The sequence below is a fragment of the Flavobacterium sp. TSSA_36 genome, from assembly GCF_051547165.1.
GTDB lineage: Bacteria > Bacteroidota > Bacteroidia > Flavobacteriales > Flavobacteriaceae > Flavobacterium.
In genome coordinates this window covers 125,272-148,166 of record NZ_JBPTTP010000007.1, presented here as the reverse complement: position 1 = coordinate 148,166, position 22,895 = coordinate 125,272, and the positions used below count along the sequence as shown (strand labels likewise).

General features: G+C 37.1%; 26 protein-coding genes and 3 tRNA genes. 16 read left to right on the top strand and 13 right to left on the bottom strand.

Features of this window, described 5'->3' with window-relative positions:
- Nucleotides 1-131 precede the first annotated feature (131 nt).
- The 5 genes from ACSVH7_RS13390 to ACSVH7_RS13370 all read right to left on the bottom strand — a co-directional run bounded on the left by ACSVH7_RS13390 (nt 132) and on the right by ACSVH7_RS13370 (nt 5,124).
- Nucleotides 132-1,085: an acetyl-CoA carboxylase carboxyltransferase subunit alpha gene (locus ACSVH7_RS13390; RefSeq protein ID WP_438067199.1), complete on the bottom strand. Its 954-nt coding sequence runs from the start codon at nt 1,083-1,085 to the stop codon at nt 132-134.
- Nucleotides 1,086-1,198: 113 nt separating this feature from the next.
- Nucleotides 1,199-2,086 carry a DMT family transporter gene (locus ACSVH7_RS13385; protein WP_438067198.1) on the bottom strand — a complete coding sequence of 296 codons (888 nt, stop codon included), beginning with the start codon at nt 2,084-2,086 and terminating at the stop codon, nt 1,199-1,201.
- Nucleotides 2,073-3,164, bottom strand: a complete 1,092-nt coding sequence (locus ACSVH7_RS13380; protein WP_438067197.1) for an LptF/LptG family permease — start codon at nt 3,162-3,164, stop codon at nt 2,073-2,075. Before ACSVH7_RS13380 ends, ACSVH7_RS13385 begins: the two co-directional genes overlap by 14 nt.
- Before the next feature lie 139 nt (nt 3,165-3,303).
- Complete coding sequence (tgt, locus tag ACSVH7_RS13375) at nt 3,304-4,434, bottom strand: tRNA guanosine(34) transglycosylase Tgt (protein WP_438067196.1); 1,131 nt, start codon at nt 4,432-4,434, stop codon at nt 3,304-3,306.
- Between the two features lie 123 nt (nt 4,435-4,557).
- Nucleotides 4,558-5,124 (bottom strand): transposase, encoded by a 567-nt coding sequence (locus ACSVH7_RS13370; RefSeq protein ID WP_438067195.1) that lies wholly within the window; start codon nt 5,122-5,124, stop codon nt 4,558-4,560.
- A 219-nt stretch (nt 5,125-5,343) separates the two neighbouring features.
- On the opposite strand from ACSVH7_RS13370, the gene ACSVH7_RS13365 reads away from it, so the two are divergent.
- From ACSVH7_RS13365 to ACSVH7_RS13345, 5 genes are all read left to right on the top strand, one after another.
- Complete coding sequence (locus tag ACSVH7_RS13365) at nt 5,344-5,538, top strand: hypothetical protein (protein ID WP_438067194.1); 195 nt, start codon at nt 5,344-5,346, stop codon at nt 5,536-5,538.
- A gap of 6 nt (nt 5,539-5,544) precedes the next feature.
- Nucleotides 5,545-5,838 (top strand): rhodanese-like domain-containing protein, encoded by a 294-nt coding sequence (locus ACSVH7_RS13360; RefSeq protein ID WP_438067193.1) that lies wholly within the window; start codon nt 5,545-5,547, stop codon nt 5,836-5,838.
- Nucleotide 5,839: 1 nt separating this feature from the next.
- Nucleotides 5,840-6,154: a rhodanese-like domain-containing protein gene (locus ACSVH7_RS13355; RefSeq protein ID WP_438067192.1), complete on the top strand. Its 315-nt coding sequence runs from the start codon at nt 5,840-5,842 to the stop codon at nt 6,152-6,154.
- Nucleotides 6,155-6,389: 235 nt separating this feature from the next.
- Nucleotides 6,390-7,238 (top strand): transketolase, encoded by an 849-nt coding sequence (locus tag ACSVH7_RS13350; RefSeq protein ID WP_438067217.1) that lies wholly within the window; start codon nt 6,390-6,392, stop codon nt 7,236-7,238.
- Between the two features lie 81 nt (nt 7,239-7,319).
- Nucleotides 7,320-8,273 carry a transketolase family protein gene (locus ACSVH7_RS13345; protein ID WP_438067191.1) on the top strand — a complete coding sequence of 318 codons (954 nt, stop codon included), beginning with the start codon at nt 7,320-7,322 and terminating at the stop codon, nt 8,271-8,273.
- Between the two features lie 501 nt (nt 8,274-8,774).
- On the opposite strand, the gene ACSVH7_RS13340 is transcribed toward ACSVH7_RS13345, so the two are convergent.
- Complete coding sequence (locus ACSVH7_RS13340) at nt 8,775-9,755, bottom strand: FKBP-type peptidyl-prolyl cis-trans isomerase (RefSeq protein ID WP_438067190.1); 981 nt, start codon at nt 9,753-9,755, stop codon at nt 8,775-8,777.
- Nucleotides 9,756-9,833: 78 nt separating this feature from the next.
- Between ACSVH7_RS13340 and ACSVH7_RS13335 the strand changes: the two genes are divergently transcribed.
- Together ACSVH7_RS13335 and ACSVH7_RS13330 are read left to right on the top strand one after the other, a co-directional pair.
- The gene (locus ACSVH7_RS13335) at nt 9,834-10,226 is read left to right on the top strand and encodes an RNA-binding S4 domain-containing protein (protein WP_438067189.1); all 393 of its coding nucleotides are present in this window, start codon (nt 9,834-9,836) and stop codon (nt 10,224-10,226) included.
- Nucleotides 10,227-10,284: 58 nt separating this feature from the next.
- The gene (locus tag ACSVH7_RS13330; protein ID WP_438067188.1) at nt 10,285-10,785 is read left to right on the top strand and encodes a phosphoribosyltransferase domain-containing protein; all 501 of its coding nucleotides are present in this window, start codon (nt 10,285-10,287) and stop codon (nt 10,783-10,785) included.
- Here ACSVH7_RS13330 and ACSVH7_RS13325 read toward each other — a convergent pair.
- Entirely contained in the window at nt 10,777-11,295 is a 519-nt protein-coding gene (locus ACSVH7_RS13325; RefSeq protein WP_438067187.1) for a shikimate kinase, read from the bottom strand. The genes ACSVH7_RS13330 and ACSVH7_RS13325 overlap by 9 nt on opposite strands.
- 126 nt (nt 11,296-11,421) lie before the next feature.
- On the opposite strand from ACSVH7_RS13325, the gene ACSVH7_RS13320 reads away from it, so the two are divergent.
- The 3 genes from ACSVH7_RS13320 (at nt 11,422) to ACSVH7_RS13310 (ending at nt 11,727) form a co-directional block, all read left to right on the top strand.
- Nucleotides 11,422-11,494 (top strand) — tRNA-Lys (locus ACSVH7_RS13320).
- Nucleotides 11,495-11,532: 38 nt separating this feature from the next.
- A tRNA-Lys gene (locus tag ACSVH7_RS13315) sits at nt 11,533-11,605 on the top strand.
- 39 nt (nt 11,606-11,644) lie between these two features.
- Nucleotides 11,645-11,727 (top strand) — tRNA-Leu (locus ACSVH7_RS13310).
- A gap of 187 nt (nt 11,728-11,914) precedes the next feature.
- On the opposite strand, the gene ACSVH7_RS13305 is transcribed toward ACSVH7_RS13310, so the two are convergent.
- Nucleotides 11,915-13,108, bottom strand: coding sequence for an ATP-binding protein (locus tag ACSVH7_RS13305; RefSeq protein WP_438067186.1), 1,194 nt, complete (start codon nt 13,106-13,108; stop codon nt 11,915-11,917).
- Nucleotides 13,109-13,274: 166 nt separating this feature from the next.
- Nucleotides 13,275-13,796, bottom strand: coding sequence for a DUF421 domain-containing protein (locus tag ACSVH7_RS13300; protein WP_438067185.1), 522 nt, complete (start codon nt 13,794-13,796; stop codon nt 13,275-13,277).
- 220 nt (nt 13,797-14,016) lie between these two features.
- On the opposite strand from ACSVH7_RS13300, the gene ACSVH7_RS13295 reads away from it, so the two are divergent.
- The 4 genes from ACSVH7_RS13295 to ACSVH7_RS13280 all read left to right on the top strand — a co-directional run bounded on the left by ACSVH7_RS13295 (nt 14,017) and on the right by ACSVH7_RS13280 (nt 18,207).
- Entirely contained in the window at nt 14,017-14,478 is a 462-nt protein-coding gene (locus ACSVH7_RS13295) for a (2Fe-2S)-binding protein (RefSeq protein WP_438067184.1), read from the top strand.
- A complete protein-coding gene (locus tag ACSVH7_RS13290) occupies nt 14,478-16,664 on the top strand; it encodes a molybdopterin cofactor-binding domain-containing protein (RefSeq protein ID WP_438067183.1) in 2,187 nt (728 codons plus the stop codon). The genes ACSVH7_RS13295 and ACSVH7_RS13290 overlap by 1 nt, the downstream gene beginning before the upstream one ends.
- A 165-nt stretch (nt 16,665-16,829) precedes the next feature.
- Entirely contained in the window at nt 16,830-17,591 is a 762-nt protein-coding gene (gene xdhC, locus ACSVH7_RS13285; protein WP_438067182.1) for a xanthine dehydrogenase accessory protein XdhC, read from the top strand.
- Nucleotides 17,581-18,207 carry a nucleotidyltransferase family protein gene (locus ACSVH7_RS13280; protein WP_438067181.1) on the top strand — a complete coding sequence of 209 codons (627 nt, stop codon included), beginning with the start codon at nt 17,581-17,583 and terminating at the stop codon, nt 18,205-18,207. Before xdhC ends, ACSVH7_RS13280 begins: the two co-directional genes overlap by 11 nt.
- Nucleotides 18,208-18,246: 39 nt before the next feature.
- Here the strand turns inward: ACSVH7_RS13280 and ACSVH7_RS13275 are convergent, their stop codons facing one another.
- The 4 genes from ACSVH7_RS13275 to ACSVH7_RS13260 form a co-directional block, all read right to left on the bottom strand.
- Nucleotides 18,247-18,783 (bottom strand): DUF4252 domain-containing protein, encoded by a 537-nt coding sequence (locus ACSVH7_RS13275; protein ID WP_438067180.1) that lies wholly within the window; start codon nt 18,781-18,783, stop codon nt 18,247-18,249.
- Between the two features lie 207 nt (nt 18,784-18,990).
- Nucleotides 18,991-19,566: a DUF4252 domain-containing protein gene (locus tag ACSVH7_RS13270; RefSeq protein ID WP_438067179.1), complete on the bottom strand. Its 576-nt coding sequence runs from the start codon at nt 19,564-19,566 to the stop codon at nt 18,991-18,993.
- A 13-nt stretch (nt 19,567-19,579) separates the two neighbouring features.
- Nucleotides 19,580-20,047 (bottom strand): hypothetical protein, encoded by a 468-nt coding sequence (locus ACSVH7_RS13265; protein WP_438067178.1) that lies wholly within the window; start codon nt 20,045-20,047, stop codon nt 19,580-19,582.
- Nucleotides 20,034-20,543, bottom strand: a complete 510-nt coding sequence (locus tag ACSVH7_RS13260) for an RNA polymerase sigma factor (protein ID WP_438067177.1) — start codon at nt 20,541-20,543, stop codon at nt 20,034-20,036. The genes ACSVH7_RS13265 and ACSVH7_RS13260 overlap by 14 nt, the downstream gene beginning before the upstream one ends.
- Before the next feature lie 121 nt (nt 20,544-20,664).
- On the opposite strand from ACSVH7_RS13260, the gene ACSVH7_RS13255 reads away from it, so the two are divergent.
- Both ACSVH7_RS13255 and ACSVH7_RS13250 read left to right on the top strand, forming a co-directional pair.
- On the top strand, nt 20,665-22,113 hold the full coding sequence (locus ACSVH7_RS13255) for a S41 family peptidase (protein ID WP_438067176.1): 1,449 nt from the start codon (nt 20,665-20,667) through the stop codon (nt 22,111-22,113).
- Between the two features lie 84 nt (nt 22,114-22,197).
- Nucleotides 22,198-22,824: an N-acetylmuramoyl-L-alanine amidase family protein gene (locus ACSVH7_RS13250; RefSeq protein ID WP_438067175.1), complete on the top strand. Its 627-nt coding sequence runs from the start codon at nt 22,198-22,200 to the stop codon at nt 22,822-22,824.
- Nucleotides 22,825-22,895 lie beyond the last annotated feature (71 nt).

Genomic DNA, 22,895 nt, shown 5'->3' with positions numbered 1-22,895 from the left:
AAATAAAAAATAGCCATGAAGTCTAGCTGAGTTATTACAAAATTATGTTGACAACTCTTTGTTTTTTGTTGATAACCATAAAAAAAGTCCGAGAACCAAAGGCTTCGGACTTTACTTTTTATTGTAAGTTTTTACTCTTTAAAATGTCCCATATTGCTGTATTTATCCATCCTTTGAGTGATTAACTCTGTTGTTGATAAGTCTTTCAACTCATTAAAACCTTTCAAAATATAATGCTCTACGGTTTTAAAAGTAGTGTCTCTATCAAAGTGCGCTCCGCCTAGTGGCTCTGGAACAATATCATCTACTAATTTTTGGCGTTTCATATCGGCAGAAGTCAACTTAAGCGCGTCAGCCGCTTGTTCTTTATATTCCCAACTTTTCCACAATATAGACGAACAAGATTCTGGAGAAATCACAGAATACCAAGTGTTTTCTAGCATAAATACTCGGTCACCAACACCAATTCCTAAAGCGCCACCAGAAGCACCTTCCCCAATAATTACGGTAATGATAGGAACTTTCAAACGAACCATTTCAAGAATATTTCTGGCAATAGCTTCCCCTTGGCCTCTTTCTTCGGCTTCTAAACCTGGATAGGCCCCTGGAGTGTCCACAAGTGTTACCACAGGAATACCAAATTTCTCTGCCATTTTCATCAATCGTAAGGCTTTGCGATACCCTTCTGGATTAGCCATACCAAAATTACGGTATTGACGTGTCTTGGTATTGAATCCTTTTTGTTGTCCGATTAACATAAACGATTGACCTCCAATTTTTCCTAAACCACCTACCATGGCTTTGTCATCTTTAAAACCACGATCTCCGTGCAATTCTAAAAAAGTATCCCCACAAAGAGCTCGAATATAATCTAAAGTATAAGGACGATTGGGGTGTCTTGATAATTGTACACGCTGCCAAGCAGAAAGATTTTTGTAAATGCTTTTTTTGGTCTCAATTAATTTCTTGTTAATCTCTTTACAAGTCGAAGAAACATCTACATCCGATTCTTTACCGATAATGACGCATTTTTCTAATTGCTCCTCTAATTCTTTAATAGGAAGTTCAAAATCTAAATATTCCATAGGATTTTTGCGTTTGTATGAATTTGAAATTCTGGAAGTGCAAATGTAAAAATTTAAAACAGATTCAAAAGATAAATTTATTTTTTTACCCCCAAATTATAGTCTATTCGCTTTTACTGCGAAGGCTTTTCCTTATAATGTTTGATTACTCCATTGAGAATCACAGTAATGACTATTAATAAGGCTCCAAGATAAAACTCAGTACTCATTTTTTCTTTTCCTCCAAGGATAAAATACGCCAAGATGATGCCATAAACGGGTTCCAAATTAGTGGTAAGCATGACCGTATAAGGTGATAAACGTCGCATCACTTTTACCGATGCCGTAAAAGCATAGGCCGTACAAACCGACGCTAACACAAACAACAAGAGCCAATTCTTAGGAGTCAAAATAAAAAAATCTACTGTAAAAGCTCCTTTGTAGAAAAAGTAAAGTGTTATGAAAACAAATCCAGACAAAAACTCATAGAAAGCAATTACCGATGGCTCATGATGCTCAATCAATTTTCCATTAAAAAGGGTAAAAATTACCCCTAAAAAAATGGAAACTAAAGCCAAGAGCATTCCTTGAAGGTAATTGATTTCTACTTGCAATATCAAAGCCAAACCGGCAATGATGACTACTCCAAAAAACACTTCATACCACAGTACTTTTCGTCCGTAAAAAATGGGCTCTAGTAGTGAGGCAATAAAAGCTCCTAGAGAAAAAACTGATAAGGTAATGGATACTGTGGCTACTTTTATGGATTCAAAAAAAGTAATCCAATGCAAAGCAATCAGCAAGCCCACCAAAACTAATTTGAGAATAGCACTAAAGGATACTCGGAAAGAGATCTTTTTGATCCATAAAAAACCTCCTAAAAAAAGGGCCGCCAATAGCATGCGATACCAAACTAAAAAATCAGCATCTATAGTGATTAAAGCCCCTAAAATGGCGGTAAATCCCCAAATAAATACAATTAAATGAAGATTTAAGTAACTATTAAAATTATCGTTTGGCATTGCGAAGTAAATAAATGGCTAAAATTCCAAAGAAGAAGTTGGGCAACCAAACTGCTAGCAAGGGTGAAAAAGTAGATTTTTCGGCTATGGTACCGAAAATTTTATCAAAAAAGACGAAAGAAAAAGCGATAGCGATTCCGATGGCTAAATTGGTTCCCATACCCCCTCTACGTTTCATAGCTGAGACAGATACCGCAATTAAAGTTAAAATAAAAGCAGATACTGGTACGCTATATTTTTTATACAATACTACCAGATAGGTGTTGATATTAGAAGAGCCTCGTTTGCGTTCTTTTTCAATAAATGCATTCAGTTGCGTCAAATTTAAGGTTTCCGCTATGTACACCACAGGAGTTAAATCTTCTAAATCAAAATCAAAATGGAACTTTTTCTCAGGTGCTTTCTCTATTTTGTCCTCCATCGCCCCAACGGTTCGTTTAGTAAAATCGTATAGGGTATAGGTACTATCTTTCGGATTCCATTGGATTCGACTAGCTGTAATTTTAGAAACCAATTGTTCTTTTTTGAACTTTTCAAGCGAAAAATTAAAAGCCATTTTGGATTCTGGATTAAAGCTATTGACATAAATGAACTCATTTTCGTTGATTTGACGATAGACATCCGTATTTTCTCCTCGCATGGCTTCTTTTCCTCCTCCTTTTAAATAAGTGTACCTGAAATTATTAAATCCTTCGCTAGCTGAGGGCACTAGAAAAAAACCCATCAACAATACTAAAACAGACACGATCGAGGCACCTATAATGTAGGGTTTTAAAAATCGAGTAAACGAAATTCCTGAACCCAAAATTGCAATTATCTCTGTATTATTGGCTAATTTGGAGGTGAACCAAATTATGGATAAAAACAGAAAAATTGGAAAAAGAGAATTGGCAAAATAAATGGTGAAATTGTAGTAATACAGCGCAATATCAGCAAAAGGAATCTTATTCTCTAGCATCTTATTGATCTTCTCCGAAACATCAATTACAATTCCAATAGGGATAAACAACAACAACATTACCGCAAAAGTCGCCAAGTAGCGCTTTAGGATGTATTTGTCTATTATAGTCAATTTCATTTCTAAAAGTTAGAGGTTAGAAGTTAGAGGTTAGAAGTTAGAGGTTAGAAGTTAGAGGTTAGAAGTTAGAGGTTAGAAGTTAGAGGTTTTATGCCTTCCATACACTTCTACCCTCTAACTCCTACCCTCTTACTTTATTTTACAATCTCTGGCTCATGTTTTTGACCATCATTTCTTTCCAAGGTCTAAAATCGCCCGCTAAGATATGTTTTCTTGCTTCACGAACCAACCACATATAGAATCCTAAATTGTGAATGGTCGCAATTTGTTTACCAAGCATTTCATTAGAAGCAAACAAATGACGCAAGTAGGCTTTGGTATAAAAAGTATCGACATAGGTAATGCCCATTTCATCAATAGGCGAAAAATCAGCTTCCCACTTTTTATTTTTAATATTGATGGAACCATTGGCGGTAAACAACATTCCGTTTCTAGCGTTACGTGTTGGCATCACACAATCGAACATATCAATCCCTAAAGCAATATTTTCCAAAATATTAATTGGCGTTCCCACTCCCATCAAATAACGGGGCTTGTCTTCGGGTAAGATTTCGCAAACCACTTCGGTCATGGCATACATTTCTTCTGCTGGTTCCCCTACAGAAAGTCCTCCAATGGCATTTCCTTGTTGCCCAGCATTAGCAATGTATTCTGCCGATTGGCGACGCAAATCTTTATAAGTACTCCCTTGTACTATCGGAAAAAATGTTTGCTCGTAACCATATTTATAAGGTAATTTGTCTAAATGATTGATGCAACGATCCAACCAACGGTGTGTCATGTGCATCGAACGCTGCGCATAACGAAAATCACAAGGATAAGGCGTACATTCATCGAAAGCCATGATAATATCAGCCCCAATGGTGCGCTGAATTTCCATTACATTTTCTGGCGTAAAAAAGTGGTAAGAACCATCAATATGTGACTTGAATTTCACCCCTTCCTCTTTGATTTTTCGATTCGCCGACAAAGAATAGACTTGATACCCTCCAGAATCGGTCAAAATATTGCGGTCCCAATTCATGAATTTATGCAAGCCTCCCGCTTTTTCCAAAATATCCGTTTGAGGACGCAAATACAAATGATAGGTGTTTCCTAAAATAATATCGGGATTAATATCGTCTTTCAATTCGCGTTGATGCACTCCTTTTACGGTACCTGCAGTACCCACAGGCATAAAAATTGGGGTTTCAATTACCCCATGATCGGTAGTGATACGCCCCGCTCTTGCCTTAGATTGTGTATCTTTTTGTAATAAATCAAATTTCATTTGTCTCTTTTTTCAGTGCGCAAAGATAATTTATTTCAGATTTACATATTGTGAATTACCATTTTATTTAACACGGACGAAATGTACGGACAGGCATCTGTACGGACAGGTCGCGACCTGTCCCTACGGTTCCGCAAAAAATGCATCGGCATGCCAACGCAATGGATTCGTCTCTATATAATTGAAAATTCTTTCGTATGAAATCGCATTCCTAATAATGTGATCATGAAAAGAACGTTGCCATGCAAAAGAAAACAACCCCTTTAGATGAATATGTTTCGAAGACGTGGTTTTGTATGCTCCAATTAATTCTGATACCGATTTGATTTTAATCTCCTCATCTGAAACCAAACTTCTATCTATCTCTAAAATTACATGAACATGATTAGGCATAATTACAAAACAATGAATTACAACATACGGATATTGCTCCTCTAACCAATGCATCTGATTTTTGGCTATCTGACCATATTCATTCAAATTCATTTGTATTTTATCCACTTCATTTTTTTCTTCTTCATTAAAATGAATCGAATTATTCGAATTATTAGATAGGTCACGACCTGTCCGTACGGGGATGGATCCAAAACAACATATTCTGTTTTGAACACAAATGGTGATGAAATACAAATTATCCTGCGAATAATCAAATCCTTCCTTTCGTATTCTTTTTCTATTTTTTCTTTTCATTCTTTTGAATTTATTTTGGAAAAATGGCTTTGTATGGACAGGTGAAATGTACGGACAGGTGAAATGTACGGACAGGCGAAATGTACGGACAGGCGAAATGTACGGACAGGTCGCGACCTGTCCCTACGCAATATCATTAATAAAAATATAAAAAATCATAGTACTACCCAATCAAATATAAAAATAACATTTAAAATACTACAAATTAATGTGCCTTGTTTGAAATTAAATTTGCAAATGGGAACAGGTCACGAACAAATGAACTGGACAGAACCCAAACAAATGAACTGGACAGGTCACGAACAAATGAACTGGACAGGTCACGACCTGTCCCTACAGTGTAACAATTGTTACACAAAACCTCATTTTGTACCTTTATCTTTGCCTAACTCAATTCAAAAACAACTAAATTGAATTCCTATGACCTTAGAACATTTATTTAAAGAAAAACATAGCACCATTGTAGACGTTAGAACTCATGAAGAGTTTATGGGTGGTCATGTAGCCACGTCTATCAATATTCCTCTGAGTGAAATCCAAGATCGCCTTGAAGAAATGAAAGCCTTACCTAGTCCTCTTATTTTGTGCTGTGCTTCTGGCGGCCGAAGCGGTCAAGCCGAACATTTCCTCTTGCAACATGGTATTGATTGTACAAACGGAGGTTCTTGGTTGAACGTGAATTTTTATCAATCTTTACAAAACAAAATAGATTAACATGATTACTTTTTTAAAACGTATTTTGGGTCTGGGACCTACCACAAATTACAAAGCATTATTGCAACAAGGCGCCATTATTATCGATGTTCGAAGCAAAGGCGAATACAATAGCGACCACATTCAAAATTCTCTAAACATTCCCGTAGACACACTAAGGCAAAATTTAGGAAAACTAAAAGACAAAAACCAGACTATCATTACGTGTTGCGCCTCAGGTATGCGAAGCGCATCGGCCAAAAGCATCTTAAAAGCTAATGGATTTTCAGAAGTATACAACGGTGGTGGATGGGCAAGTTTAAAAAGCAAATTATAAAACAAGAAGTATGGGGTTTGTGGCTCACGATCTATCTTTTTGTCGCACTTCCCCTTCGCAACAACATCCGAAAGATTGGCTATATGCTAATCTTTTTTTGTTTCAGAGGCTTTAAATACAGCCCAAAATTATGGCAGGATGCTATTTTCGAATTATAGGGGAAATTGCACCTGAAATCATTGGTCTTCCCAAAAATAAAAATTACTTTTGCAGCAGTTTAACTTTTACACATAAAATGAAGCCTAACACACAACAATTAAACGATTTAACTATCCAAGTTAGAAGAGATATTCTTCGTATGGTACACGCTGTTAATTCTGGACACCCTGGTGGTTCTCTAGGATGTACAGAATTTTTGGTTACTCTTTATCAATACTTAATGGATCGCAAAGAAGGATTTGACATGGACGGTATTGGAGAAGATGTTTTCTTCTTGTCTAATGGTCACATTTCGCCAGTATTCTATAGCGTATTGGCTAGAAGCGGTTATTTTCCTGTAGCTGAATTAGCTACGTTCCGATTATTAAATTCTCGTTTGCAAGGTCACCCTACTACTCATGAAGGATTACCTGGAATCCGTATGGCTTCTGGTTCATTAGGACAAGGACTTTCTGTAGCGTTGGGAACTGCTCAAGCTAAGAAATTAAATGGGGATGCACATCTCGTTTATACGTTACATGGAGACGGCGAATTGCAAGAAGGTCAAAACTGGGAAGCCATCATGTATGCTTCTGCTAAAAACGTAGACAACCTTATTGCAACTGTTGACGTAAACGGAAAACAAATTGACGGTACTACTGACGAAGTATTAAATATGGGAAGCTTGAAAGCTAAATTTGAAGCTTTTGATTGGGAGGTACTAGAAATCAAAGAAGGAAACAACATCGAAGCAATTATCGCTGGAATGACTGAAGCTAAAGCTAAAACTGGAAAAGGAAAACCTGTTTGTGTGTTGTTGTATACTGAAATGGGGAATGGTGTTGATTTCATGATGCATACCCATGCTTGGCACGGAAAAGCACCAAATGATGCGCAATTAGAAAACGGTCTAGCACAAAATAGTTCAACTTTAGCAGATTACTAGAATTAAGAGGACAGATTAAAAATTTCTGACTTCAGATGTTTTAATCTTTTAATTTTTAAATCCTTCAATTAAAATCAAATAATGAAAAAATATACAAATACTGGTAGTAAAGATACTCGTTCAGGTTTTGGAGCGGGAATGACTGAATTGGGTCAGAAAAACGAAAATGTAGTAGCACTTTGTGCCGATTTAATTGGCTCATTGAAATTTGATGATTTCAAGAAAAACCACCCGGAGCGTTTTTTCCAAATCGGAATAGCAGAAGCTAATATGATTGGAATCGCAGCTGGTTTAACTATTGGAGGGAAAATTCCATTCACAGGAACATTTGCTAACTTTTCTACAGGTCGTGTTTACGATCAAATTCGTCAATCGGTAGCTTATTCTGATAAAAATGTAAAAATTTGTGCATCACACGCAGGTTTAACTCTTGGAGAAGATGGAGCTACACACCAAATTCTAGAAGATATTGGATTAATGAAAATGTTGCCTGGCATGACCGTAATCAACACTTGTGATTACAATCAAACCAAAGCAGCTACGATCGCTTTAGCCGATCACCACGGCCCAGCTTACTTGCGTTTTGGTCGTCCTGTGGTGCCTAACTTTATGCCAGCAGACGAACCTTTCGTTATCGGAAAAGCAATTTTATTAAACGAAGGAACAGATGTTACTATCGTTGCAACAGGTCACTTAGTTTGGGAAGCTTTAATCGCTGCTGAAGCTTTGGAAGGGAAAGGAATTTCTGCCGAAGTAATCAACATTCACACCATTAAACCTTTGGATGAAGAAGCGATTTTAAAATCGGTTGCCAAAACGAAATGCGTGGTAACTGCTGAAGAGCATAACATCTTAGGAGGTTTGGGCGAAAGTGTTTCTAGAGTTTTGGCTTTAAACACTCCTGCACCGCAAGAATTTGTAGCAGTAAATGATAGCTTTGGAGAATCTGGAACTCCAGAACAATTAATGGAAAAATACAAACTAAACAATCAAGCGATTGTTGAAGCTGTAGAAAGAGTATTGGCTAGAAAATAATTTTTTATCCATCCCAAAATCATCCCGCCTTGTGTATACTTGGCGGGATTTTTTTATCTATTAAATAAAACACTGATTTCTCAGATTGACACAGATTAAAAAAAAAAAAAAATTAACCTAAAATAGTTCCGTATAAAAAGAGTCGTAGACTCGACCGATATTGTAAAGCTGGATTTCAATCCAGCGCCTTTTAATCACAGATTTCACAGATTAACACAGATTAAAAAAAAAAACTAAAATAGTTTCGTATGAAAAGAGTCGTAGACTCGAAAAATATTGTAAAGCTAGATTTCAATCCAGTGCCTTTCAAACTCAGATTAAAAAATAACCCAAACATAGTTTCGTACAAAAAGAGTCGTAGACTCGACCGATATTGTAAAGCTGGATTTCAATCCAGCGCCTTTGAAACACAGATTTTTAAAAAAAAAAACCAACTAACTGCACAAAAAAAACCGCTCCAAAAATGGAACGGTTTATTATAGGTTTAAAACTACGTTTTCTTTAATTCTGACATTTTGGGTCCAAGTGCCTTTTTTTGCCATTACCACCAGTACACAAGGGTATATCAGCAAAATCATAATACTTAGTAACTCCATTAGCATCTTTATAAGAACGCTCTAATTTGGTGGTATAATTATCGCCATCATCATCTACATCTAAGAAATCAGGCACACCATCTCCATCGGTATCGTCAGGGTTACTGGCAGGCGGTGTCGGGTATAAAGTAGTATTAGTAAACGAATACATATAACCATCCCCATTTAAATCTTCTAAATAAGAAGGAATACCATCGCCATCATGATCTACTCGTTTTAATTCATACAATTTCACACTAAAAACTAGCGGTGCATAGGAAGGAATTGTACCACTACTACTACTAAAGTATGCCAAACCAGAAGGAAGAAACATTACACCTGCTCCAAAATCTTTGTAAGAAATAGTACCATCACCATTGGAAACATAGGTTCCTGTTTTGAATTTAGGAAAAATCTCCGACCAACCTCTAATTACTGAAGTTAATTGGAAAAACTGCTGTGGTGTCTCTGATCGTTCAAACTCAGTGGCTGTTAACTTGGTCACACCATCGGTAGTTACTTGTTGCAAATAATCACCTTTGTAGGCCGTAAATACATCATCTACATTGCAAGGCGACTGCCCTTTCCCTTCATTTAGAAGCAAATAATATACTTTGTATTTTACACCATGCAAATCTACTTCTCTGAATTTAAGAGGATAAGTAGTTTGTTTCATTACTGAAACTTGATTTCCTCCTTCAGGAATTTTAGTGATTTTAATATCAAAATCTGAGGAAACTGATTCTATATAATAAGTATTCAAATATTCTTCAATGTCTTTGATATCGGTAGCATATTGTACACTGTATTCTCTCGGTGGAGTCACCTCATCTTCTTTATCTTTAGAACATGAAAATAATGCCAACGTTAGCATTGATAAAATAAAATAAAACTTAATTTTGTTCATTAGTACTAGTTTTTGAGTGCGCAAGATACAATTTAGATTGATTTTGATGAAGTATTTAACTTTGATTTTTGAAAAATTATGCGAATAGATAAATTTTTGTGGTGCGTTCGATATTACAAAACCCGAAACATGGTCACCGAAGCCTGCAAAAAAAACCAAGTCACTGTAAATGGTCATGTTGCCAAAGCCTCGAAAGAAGTTTTTCCTACGGATGTCATCACCTTTCGTAAGGATCAAATTACACAAACCATTACTGTTTTAGACATACCCGAGAGCCGATTAGGCGCCAAATTAGTCGATATGTACCGCAGCAACGACACGCCTGCCGAAGTCTATCAGCACCTAGAACTCCTGAAATTATCTAAAGAACATTATCGCAAAAACGGCACGGGTCGCCCTACCAAAAAAGATAGACGCGACATCGATGAGTTTGGCAACGTTGTTGCTACTGACGAGGAAGAATATCTCTAAAAAAAAGCCCCTACTTTATAAATAGTGCATCGAAACCCAAACCTTAAAAAATAAGAATATGAGCCAAAATATCATTTTATCCCATCAGGAAATCGAACATAAAACCAAACGTATTGCGTATCAAATCTATGAAACCTTTGTAGACGAAGACGAAATTGTATTGGCCGGCATTACCAAAAACGGTTTTGTGTTTGCTCAAAAAATTGCAGAAGCATTGGCTTTGATTGCTCCAATACAAGTCTCACTTTGCGAGGTGATACTCAATAAACACCAGCCAGATTTAGCGATTCGTACTTCATTAGCCAAAGAAAACTATACCAATAAAGGCCTAGTACTAGTGGATGATGTATTGAATTCGGGGACAACGCTCATCTATGCGGTACGCCATTTTCTAGACGTTCCCCTCAAAAAATTCAAAACCGCAGTGCTAATTGACCGAAACCACAAAAAATATCCCGTAAAAGCTGATTTTAAAGGCATTTCATTATCCACTTCCTTATTCGAACATGTACAAGTAGTTTTTGAAGATACAGGCGAAAGTTACGCGTATTTAAGCTAACAACAATTCAAGGCTTGCCACTACTTCTGCTATAGTTTTTCCATCAATAGGCAATAGATGTTGCGCTTGATTATAATAATAGCTTCTATCGAACAAATGCTTAGCGATAAACTCTTTTAATTCTTCATCAGTAAGATGGGCAATTATAGGACGTTTACTTCTGTTTTTAGACAATCGCTCAAACAAGGTATCGATAGAAGCTTTTAAGTAGACAGAGATTACGTTTGCCCCCGTTAACAACTCATGATTGTTAGCATAACAGGGCGTTCCTCCTCCCAAACCCAAAATCATCTCATTCGGATCTGCCAATAATTCAACAAAAGCTTGATGCTCTACCTTACGAAAATAGACTTCTCCGTGTCTCTCGAATACCTCTTTAATGGTTAAACGCATCTTTTGCTCTATGTATTGATCCAAATCTAAAAAAGGAATACTTGTTTTTTGAGACAAATGTTGTGCAATGGTTGACTTACCGCACCCCATATACCCTAATAAAATAATTTTCTTCATACCATTAAAGCCTTACTAACTAAGGCATTGTGTTTTTTTATTTAAAAAAGACAAATTTATAATAAAAAAGCTTGGAAACTTCGAAAAAAAGTATGTATATTTGCACCCGCATTCAAGAAACGAAATGACTCGATAGCTCAGTTGGTAGAGCACATCACTTTTAATGATGGGGTCCTGGGTTCGAGCCCCAGTCGGGTCACAAATACTGTGAACTACGCATTAGTTTCTTGAATCATTGACTCGATAGCTCAGTTGGTAGAGCACATCACTTTTAATGATGGGGTCCTGGGTTCGAGCCCCAGTCGGGTCACAAAGGTTATTCGTTGTACGGGTAACCTTTTTTATTTTTGGCCACGTGGAGAAACGGTAGACTTGCCATCTTGAGGGGGTGGTGCTCGTAAGGGCGTGTGGGTTCAAATCCCACCGTGGTCACAAAAAAAAGGTATCAATAATGTTCATTGATACCTTTTTTAATTAGGAAATAGTATAAAATTTAGCTTTCTTTTCATCAGTTAGATAGCAAAACACCTCAATCAGCATTGGTCTTAATTGCCTAATGAACTTAATGGTTTCTTTCCCAATCAGGGAGACTACACTGGATTTTGACCTTTTTTCTTTTTTAATACAACATTCCAAATAGCCATAATGGAATAGTAGTGTCTACACCAAACGCTATATCATCCTGCACTACAAAGGCGTTTTCTAGTCCTTGAATTTGTTTTCTAGTTTTGTTTTTGCCACCTATTTCAAATACATATTTATCGTTTACCACAAAATCACCTTGCTCGGGATAGGTTACACGATGTTGCTGTCGCAATTGATTCAGAAAAAAAGTCTCTCTAACATTGCCAATATTAGGATTTTCGTTCCCCAAAGCATAAATAAAATTGGTGTTTTCTAAATATATTTTTTCAGGTTTTTGCATTGAACTCATCCCAAACTGATCTTTATACACCATGTTCAAAATACCTGCATCCGAGAGGTAAATTAAAGTATCCATCACCGTTTTTCGGGTTACCTGAATCTTATTGGCCAGAGCCGATACATTAGGTTTAAAAGGCACCGACTGACTAACAACATATAATAATTGCTTGATTTTAAAAAGCATGGACGCTTCTGTTTTGCGCAACAAGGGCAACTCAATTTCCAAAATCATGTTGATAATTTCCTGCAATTGCTTGTAGTAAAAAACAGCATTCTCTTGGTAAAATGGATAATATCCCACTTGTAAATAATCTTCAAAATAAACCAAAGGCTTGAAAGCAGCATTCCAGTCTAAAGCAATTTGGGTGTGATTGGTCAATAAATCATCCAATTCGATACTAGGTAAATCGATTTGATGTCTAAATTTTAAAAACTCCCGAAACGACAATCCTTGCAACTCAAATACCAATGCACGCCTACTCAAATCGGCACGCGCATTGAGGATTTCGAGCAAGGAAGACCCCGTAAAAGCCACCTTCAACTGCGGATAACTATCATAAATGTTCTTCAATTCGATCGACCAATTCGGGTATTTATGAACCTCATCTACAAACAAATGTTCACCTCCTTTGTTAACAAATTTTTCAACTACATCACTCAAAACATGTTCTGTAAAATACAAATCATCCAAGGAAACATACAATGCTGTATTTGAAACACCATATTGTTTTTTGATGTATTGCAAAAACAAGGTGGTTTTACCCACACCTCTGCCCCCTTTTATCCCCAACAATCGTTGCTCCCAAGGCAGGCTATGCAACAAATAACGCTCAAAACCCAACTCGGTTTGCGCAAGTAGATTGATGTGCTTTTTGATTAATGTTTCCATAATAATGCATTTTATAAAACACAAATATAATTAATTTTGTGTTTTATAAAATACAAAAAGTAATAAAAATTGCGTTTTTAAAAACACAAAATAAACTTAATAGCTGTTTTTTTACCATTATGATTATAACACACATCAATCATAAATCTTAATTTCAGCAATGAACTTATAGTGCTCCCACTTCACCGAGTGATTTGTGGATTTTTCGTTTATGATGGGTTTGTCGTAAAGAAGGATGTCCGGAAATCATGCTAATAGTGCCATCCATTTCAAGCATAGCTAGCTTGACCTCTTTAAAATAAGCAATTCCATGCTCACGCATCACTTCTTCTAATTCCTCAGAAGTGATTCCTAATTTGGCCACGGTTTCAAATTCAATTTTTCCATTATGAATTAGGATTTCTGGTTTTTCTTGAATCCAATTTTTAATTCTCTCAGACTTGAATACTATTCTTTTAAAAACAAGATTGACTATAAATAATGACAATGCTGCAAGAATCCCTCCGGCAAGCGAAACATTACTACCTACCATGGCATTTTGCACCGCATTACTAATCAACAAGATTAAAATAACATCCGTTGTATTGAGCTGAGACAATTGTTTTTTTCCAAATATTCGAAGGGCAATGATCATGAACAAATAAACACTAACACTTCGAAAAACAATATCAAGATAAGGATTATTCATACTATTGAAGGATTACTGATTAAACTAAAATAAAGCAAAAGGTAGAAAACCAAAGTTACAGCTTTTATGCTTTAGCAGTCCAAAAAACAACTGCATTGAAAATATATTGGCTATTATAATCTAAACAATCACTTGACGAAACAACAATCTCTAAATACAAGACGCTATCATCTCCACAAAAAAAGTGTAACTTGTACCGTCTAACTTTATTTTTTTTGTTATGGTCTCACTCGATATCAATGGTAAAAAATACAATCTCGATGTTGCTCCCGAGATGCCTTTATTATGGGCGATTCGCGACATTATCGGATTAACGGGTACTAAATTTGGCTGCGGAATTGGAGCTTGTGGCGCATGTAAAATCCTACTTAACAATGAAGCTACTTATTCGTGCTTAACCCCTGTAAGCAGTGCAAAGGGGAAAAAAATTATTACTATTGAAGGTAAAAGCCCTAATTTGCAACTGCTGCAAGAAGCTTGGGCGGAATACAACGTACCGCAATGTGGCTATTGTCAACCTGGACAACTGATTGCAGCTACGTCCTTACTCAATTCGAACCCATCGCCTTCTGAGTCAGAAATTGATCAGGCTATGTCAGGCAATTTATGTAGATGTGGTACTTATCAACGAATCAAAAATGCGATTCATCATACAGTTGAACTCAAAAAACAAGGAAAATAATGGAGGCAATTCAAAACTACAGTCGCCGTGATTTTGTAAAAATTATAGGTTTGACATCTGGCGGATTACTTTTAGGAGGCAGCAGTATTGTATTGTCTTGCAACTCCAATGCTACACAAGAAAATACGTTTACACCCAATGTATTTGTCTATTTACAAACCGATGGAACCCTAACTTTGATTGCTTCACGGTCTGAAATGGGCAATGGTGTCCGTACTTCATTACCATCAATTATAGCTGACGAAATGGAAGCCGATTGGTCTAAAGTAGTGGTACAACAAGCTTTGGGAGACGCAAAATATGGCGATCAAAATACTGATGGCTCTCGAAGTATCCTTTACCTTTATGACACTATGCGAAAAATGGGTGCCACAGCCAAGGCTTTACTCATTACTGCTGCCGCTCAAAAATGGAATGTTCCAGAAACGGAGTGTATCGCACAACATCATTTTATAGTACACAGTAGTGGTAAAAAATTAGGATTTGGCGAACTCGCTGCCACTGCCAAAACTTTAGAATTGCCTAAAAACGTTACTTTAAAAAACCCGAAAGACTTTAAATACATTGGTAAAACCTTAAAAAGTGTTGATGTTACTAACTATGCCAACGGAAGTGCTGTCTTTGGTATTGACAAAAGAATCCCCAATATGAAATTCGTGGCCATTGCCCGTTGTCCAGTCACTTTTGGCACTGTAAAATCATTCGATAAAAAAGCAGCGCTCAAAATTCGTGGAGTGATTGATGTCATCGAAATCCCTAGAATTGCTAAACCATTTGGCCCTTTGGGTGGCGTAGCCGTAATTGCTTCTAATACGTGGGCTGCCTTTGAAGGTAAGAAAGCCTTAACTATAGAATGGAACAATGGCCCCAATGCAACCTATACCTCTGCCGATTATCAAAAAACAATCACCGAGGGCGTGTTGCAACCTGGAAAAGTCGCCAAATCGATTGGTGATGTAGATCAAGCTTTTGCTAAAGCGCATCAAATTGTCGAAAGCACCATACAATTGCCTTTATTGGCGCACGCCCCAATGGAAGTACCCAATGCTGTTGCTTGGGTAAATGGCGATTCTTGCGAAGTTTGGGCACCTACTCAAGATCCGCAAACCGCTCGCAAAGAAGTCGCAGACTATTTAAAAATACCTTTAGACAAGGTTTCCGTAAATATTACCTTTCTTGGCGGAGGCTTTGGCCGTAAATCAAAACCCGATTATATAGTAGAAGCGGTAATGGTTTCCAAAGCTATCAATGCACCCGTGCAAGTAGTTTGGACGCGCGAAGACGAAATCAAACACGGTTATTATCATACCGAAAGTGCCCAATATCTCAAAGCTGCTTTGGATGCTCAAGGCAATGTAACCGCTTGGCTGCACCGTTTTGCCTTGCCTTCTATTATGTCTACTTTTGTACCCGGAACCGAATATCCTGCCGAATGGGAAGCTGGAAGCGCCACAGACATCCCCTTAGACGTTCCCAATTTTAAAGTCGAAACAGGGAAAGCGCCCGCTCACGTCCGCATCGGATGGATGCGCTCTGTTATCAATATTCCTCACGGTTTTTCTGTGAATGTTTTTGCCAATGAGTTAGCCTATGCCGCTAAAAAAGACCCTTTGGAATTCCGCTTGAACCTGATCGGGCCTGACCGCATTGAAAACACACAAGACGCCATAAAACACAACACAGCAAGAATGAAACACGTGTTGCGACAAGCCGCTAAAAATGCCAACTACGGAAAAGCTTTACCTCAAGGTCACGCCTTTGGTATCGCGGTTCAATACAGTTTTTATTCCTATGTAGCCTCCGTGGTCGAAGTGTCATTCATCAACAATAAAGTAAAAGTTCACAATGTGTACACTGTTATCGATTGTGGTACCGTCATCAATCGCGATACGGTAAAAGCACAGTTAGAAGGTGCCGCTATTTTCGGGATGTCTTTGACCTATTACGGAAAAATCACCGCCAAAGACGGCGCCATCGAACAAAACAGCTTTAGTGATTATCCTTTAATTCGTATGAACGAAGCGCCAAAAATACACGTAGAAATCGTAGAAAGCACCGAAAATCCAACTGGTGTAGGCGAACCTGGCGTACCGGTAATCGCACCAGCCATCGTCAATGCTTTGTTTCAACTAACTGGAAAAAAATACTATAATTTACCTTTGATTGATTATGAAATCGTAGGATAATTTGTGGGGCGTTCCCCCGAGGCACAGGACTTAACTCAACCACAAGTCACTGCTCCTCGGGGTCGGGCTATCCGTTCCCAAACTTTTTACACCCTTCGCAATGGCTACGGGCATAAAAAGGTTTTTCACTTTTATCCCTAACGCAAAAACATTTCCCATTCCTATATGAACGATTGGATTACACTATTACATACTTTCAAAATCACCAAAACACCGGTTGCCTTGATCACTGTAACTCAAGTATTGGGTTCAGCTCCTTGCAAAATAGGCTCAAAAATGATTGTAACCCATCAAAAAGAGATTTTTGGCACCATTGGCGGAGGGAAACTTGAATTTCATATCATCACTCAAGCCCAAAAAGCCATTCAAGAAAATCAAATTCAATCTACTACTTACACATTAGGGCCCGAATTCGAGCAATGCTGTGGTGGAAAAGTAACTCTTTTAATCGAACCTATGAATCAAAATCCAGAACTGTATCTCTTTGGCGCAGGCCATATTGGCGTTGCCTTATGCGAAGTTTTAGCCAATACCCCGTTTCAAATCAAACTATTGGATACCAGAGAGCAATGGGAAAGCACCTTGTCTCTTCCTTCTTCTGTAACCTATAGTGCTGTGCCTTTTGATTTGTATAAAAGCACTATACATTGGGGACCAAATTGTTATGCTATCATTGTCACCCACGACCATAAATTGGATTTTGAAATCACTGCCTTATGCCTAGCTGAAAGCACAAAATTCATTGGCCTCATTGGTAGCAAAACCAAACGCAATAAATTTCATCATATGCTTAGAGACGAATTGAGTTTTGAAGCAGGTATGAATCCAGTGCATTGCCCTGTAGGTTTGGACTTAGGTGGTCACACTCCAAAAGAAATTGCCATTAGCATTGCTGCCCAATTACTACATGTGTATTATGAAAAATAATGTTGCTTTTGTACTATTGGCAGGAGGAAAATCAGAACGTATGGGGCAACCCAAAGGATTACTATTCGACAAAAAAGAATATTGGCTCGAAACCCAATTAAAAAGCATAGCTTCCTCTGGCGGTAAAGAGGTTTATATCGCATTGGGGTTTCATACGGTCGCTTATTGTGAGGCACTACCTTGGTTAACCTCAGCTTTACAAGCACCTATTACTTACATGCATCTCAACATACGAGCCGTTGAAAATCTTTACCCTGAACGCGGTTCTTTTTCGAGCTTACAAACGGTTCTTTCTCAAATAGAAGAACCTAAAACCATACTACTCTGCCCCATTGATGTTCCGATACCCAAAGACGAAACGCTACAACTGCTTTCAGAAAAACAGCAAGCCATTGTTATCCCTAATTATAAAGGTAAAAACGGACATCCTATCGTGATGACTGCTTCGTTTTGGCAACCACTACTGAAACTGGATCCGAGTAACAGTCGGCTGGATTATTTAATAAAAGCTTGTCCTTCGGCAATGATTAGCATTGTACCCGTTGAAAATCCAGAGGTGAATCTGAATCTGAATACACCTGAGGATTGGGAAACGTATCAACAAAAAAACGGCTAGCAATTCGCCAACCGTTCTTGATGATATTTATCTCAATTACTATTTCTTCATTAATGCTTGTAACGGTTTCAACTGATCCAAATCGATTTTGGATTGTTGCAAAACCGACATCATGTTCATAATATGCGTAGGATTCATGTCTTTACCTAATACCCGAACTACGGCAAAACCGGTTTCTTTTTGGTTGGCAAACAAAACAAACTCTTCAATATGCTCATCCGTTCCCACAAAACTTATCGAAGCACCTTCTTTACCAGAACCAAATTTCATAAGTTGTTGGTATTTTGGATTTTTCATAATACCCGTCAATTTGGCGCACTCTGTTTCGAACTCAGCCGTATTATTTGGATTGCGTTTAAAAGCCAAAATATTTATTTTTTTAAACGATTGTAAGGCTTGTTGCTGCTCTAAAGAGAGTTTCGCTTGATCCAAATTCAAAATAGAAGACGAAATATCAAGCGCTATAAAATTTTTATTTTCAGTATTTTCTACAAAATACTTTTGCAAACTCGGTTCAGAGTTGCAACTGCTCAACCACAGGCATAGGATAATTGCCAAACCAACTATTGCTTTCATTTTTTTACCTTTTTATATTAATAGCATTCTATTTTGAATATTCTTACCTCTAAGTTTATTCCCTTTTTTTAGCTCCCTTTTTTGGCCCTCTAAGATTCTGAAAACATACCTACAAGGTTTTGAAAACCTTGCAGGATTTAGAATGCTTTATTTTAGAATAATGACAGTATTGGATAAAGCTAATTACTAGTAACTAAGTACTAATCACTACTTCTTCCCTTTGGTGGCTTTTTTCAAATCGTCGCCACCAGGAAAACGCATTTTATCGGTCAATACTGAGATTTCATTCAAATCAAAATCGCCTGTCAAAGACATTAACACACTGTCTTCGCCTTTTCCACCATCGATAAACATCAATAATTCTCTGATTTGTGTGTCTTTAGCTCCAGATTTTACTAAAATTTTAATACTACGACCATTATCGTTTACACGCATAAGTTCTTCTAGATTAGCCGTTTTCATATAACGTTCAGCAGTAGCTTTCATTTCGGCCTCAACACGAGCGCTTTTGGTGGTAAACACCTTTAGATTGTCTAATTTTTTGATTAAATGATAATATTGCTGCATCTCTTTATCAGAGGCATCAACTTTTACTTTGCTCATCATTTCGAACATTTTTTTGTTGACAATAACCGACGTAACATCGTCTTGACCATCGAATTTATCGAAGGCGCCTTGTGCAAAAATGGGGTTAGCTACTAGTAAAAATACTAAAGCTAAAAATACTTTTTTCGTTATTGCAGTTAAACGAGTTTTGTTGCTAATTATAACTGTTGATTTCATGTTGTTTTTTGATTTATTGATTAAAAACTTTTCCTTTTGATTTATCGTATTCCTGAATGACCTGCACACTTTCAATGCCGGTGTTTACGTGACCTGATAACAGAGCTAATGCCTTTTGAGTTTCTCTAAACGCTTCTTCGGGAGTATCATAAGTCCCCAATTCGTTGGAAGCCATACTAGTCTTAGTTTCATTGGTCGTGTAAACATACATTCCTATTCCAAGCAAAATCACAACCGAAGCCGCTAATGACCACCAAACGGGTTTTGCACTTTGCCCTTTTTTAGTAGGCAATTCTGGTAATTCAGTAGGGTTTATTTGTTCTTTTGCTAAAGAGAAGTAACCAAATAATGGCTGGTATTGCTCTAAATGCTGCGCAACATTCGAGGAGGAAAAATAGTTCGTCAACTCTTTTTCCTCGGCAATACTGGTTACTCCTTGAAAGTATTTTTCTAAAAGTTCTTCTATTTTATATAGTTCCATAACGGTGTGTTTTTGTCATATGTTCTCTAATGGTTTTTCTTGCTCTAGAGAGTGCCACGCGAATGGCGGTTTCATTCATTTCTAATACTTTGGCGATTTCTTCAAACTCATATTGTTCTACTTCTCTAAGCTGAATAATCATGCGTTGTTGTTCAGGCAACTGATCTATTATTTTGGCTACCCAATTCAAAGTATCATTGTCTTCTACTTTTTGCTGCAAGCTTGGTTCTCTATCCGTGTAATTGTTGTGTACAATTCGCAAATTACTAGAACGTTTCGCTTTCAGCTGATCCAAACAATGATTCTTAGTCATGGTCATGGCCAAGGCTTCGACGCTAGCATAACCAGATAAACTTTCGTTTCTATTCCATAATTTCACCAAAACCTCTTGTGTTGCATCTTCTGCTTCCTCGGTACTCACGAGCAATCGTTTGGCCAATCGAAAGACTTTATCTTTGAAAGGAGTAATCAATTGTACAAACTCATTTTGGTTCATTCTAATGGTGGTTACTAGCGGTTCATAAAAGCAAGACGAACGACAATTATTTTTGTTACAAACAATAAATAAATAATTTTAAAGTTAGTATTTTTACCCAACTAATTATACGTAACCTTTTATGAAAACCAATTTTAAAATTATAGGCTTATTGCTCTGTGGTTTTTTTCTTTTTCAAAGTTGTCAAAAAGACGAAGACGACATAGCAGCACCAAAATCATCAGAAATCCAAAATTTTATTTGGAAAGGAATGAACCAATATTACTTGTGGCAAAGCAGTGTTCCTAATTTAGCTGACAATAAATTTAAAAATCAAACCGAACTGAATGCATTCTTAAATGGATATAGTACGCCGGAAAGTTTGTTCGAAGCCTTACGAGTAGACAAATCTATCGATCGTTTTAGCTGGATTGTGGATGATTATGAAGCTTTAGAGCAATCGTTCCAAGGGACTACCAAAAATGATGGTGTTGATTTCGGATTGAGTTACAAACCCGGAAGTACCACTGAAATTTTTGGGTATGTTCGTTACATCATTCCTGGATCAGATGCAGCTACCAAAGCCATCAAACGTGGCGATATGTTCACGGGAGTAAACGGAACACAATTGACCGTAAACAACTACCAATCATTATTATTGAATGCCGAAAGCTACACGCTGAATTTAGCCGATTATAACGGAACTACTATTGTGAGCAACGGAAAAACAGTAGCCTTAACGAAAACTGTCTTGAACGAAAATCCAATTTTAATCAATAAAGTAATCGAAACGGGAGGAAAAAAAATAGGATACTTGATGTACAATGGTTTTTTTGCTAATTATGATATCCAACTCAACGAAGCTTTTGGAAGTTTAAAGTCACAAGGCATTAAAGACTTAGTTTTAGACTTGCGTTATAATGGCGGAGGTTCAGTACAAACCGCTACTCGATTGGCGAGCATGATTACTGGACAATTTTCAGGAAAAGTATTTGCAAAACAACAATGGAATGAAAAAATCGAGGCTTATTTCAGTACTAATAATCCAGAATCACTAAAAAACTTTTTCCCTGATAAAATTGGCACCACCCCTATTAATAGTTTGAATCTTTCTAAAGTTTACATTCTAACCACAAAAGGTACTGCCTCAGCTAGCGAATTAATCATCAACGGATTAAAACCCTTTATTGATGTCATTCAAATTGGGGATGTAACCACTGGAAAAAACGTAGGCTCTATTACTTTATACGACTCCCCTACTTTTGAAAAAGAAAATGTGAATAAATCACACAAATATGCCATGCAGCCCTTAGTTTTAAAAATAGTTAATGCTAATGGATTCGGAGATTATCAGAGCGGTTTAGTCCCTACATTTGAACTAAAAGAGACCATCAGTACTTTTGGGGTTTTGGGAGATGTTAACGAACCCTTATTAAAGCTTGCGATCGGAAAAATTACGGGTACAACAAAAGCAATCCCTGAGGCTAAAGGGAAAGTATTTGAGTTTTTCAAAGATTCCAAATCAATCAAAGGATTTAGAAACGATATGTATCTAGAAACGATTCCTGAGGGATTATTACAATCTTTGTAAGTACATACTAAAAAACACCATACCAACTCTTTGGAAAGCAATGCTTTGTAAAAAAAATTAAGTAACCACTAATAAAACCATAGTATGAAATTGTATTCAAAAATTGGCATCGGATTTATAGCTTGTGCGTCCTTAGCCTTTATTTCACCTGCATTGAAACCTTTAAAAACCGTCCATGTAGTGATTGATGCTGGACATGGCGGACATGATTTTGGCGCAAAAAATAACGCTGCCATCGAAAAAGAGATCGTTGCTCAAATTGCCAGTAAAATCAAAGCACAGAATACCGATAAAGCTATTGTTTTACATTTTACTAGAAATGAAGATGAATTCGTGGAGTTACATTCTCGTGCAGCCCTTATCAATAGCATACAACCTGATTTGTTCATTTCGCTGCATGTTAATGCTAACGCTAACCATCAAAAATCTGGTTTGGAATTTTTTATCAACGAACAAAATTCTACCACAGTTGAACAATCTAAAGAAATTGCGACACAACTTAACACCAGATTGCCACAACAAACCGCTTTAAAAGGCAATACTATCATAAAAAATGCCCCTTTTATGGTGTTAAAGAAAGCAACTGTTCCTGGTGTTTTGATTGAATTAGGGTATTTGACTAATGAAAACGACAAACGCACCTTGACCAATGAAACAGAACAAACAAAAATTGCCAATACCATTTTAGATGTGGTTTCAACTCTAAAATAACAACGGCAACTACCGTAAAAAAAGGCGTTTTCATTTCGAAAACGCCTTTATATTTTTAAACTACTTCTTTT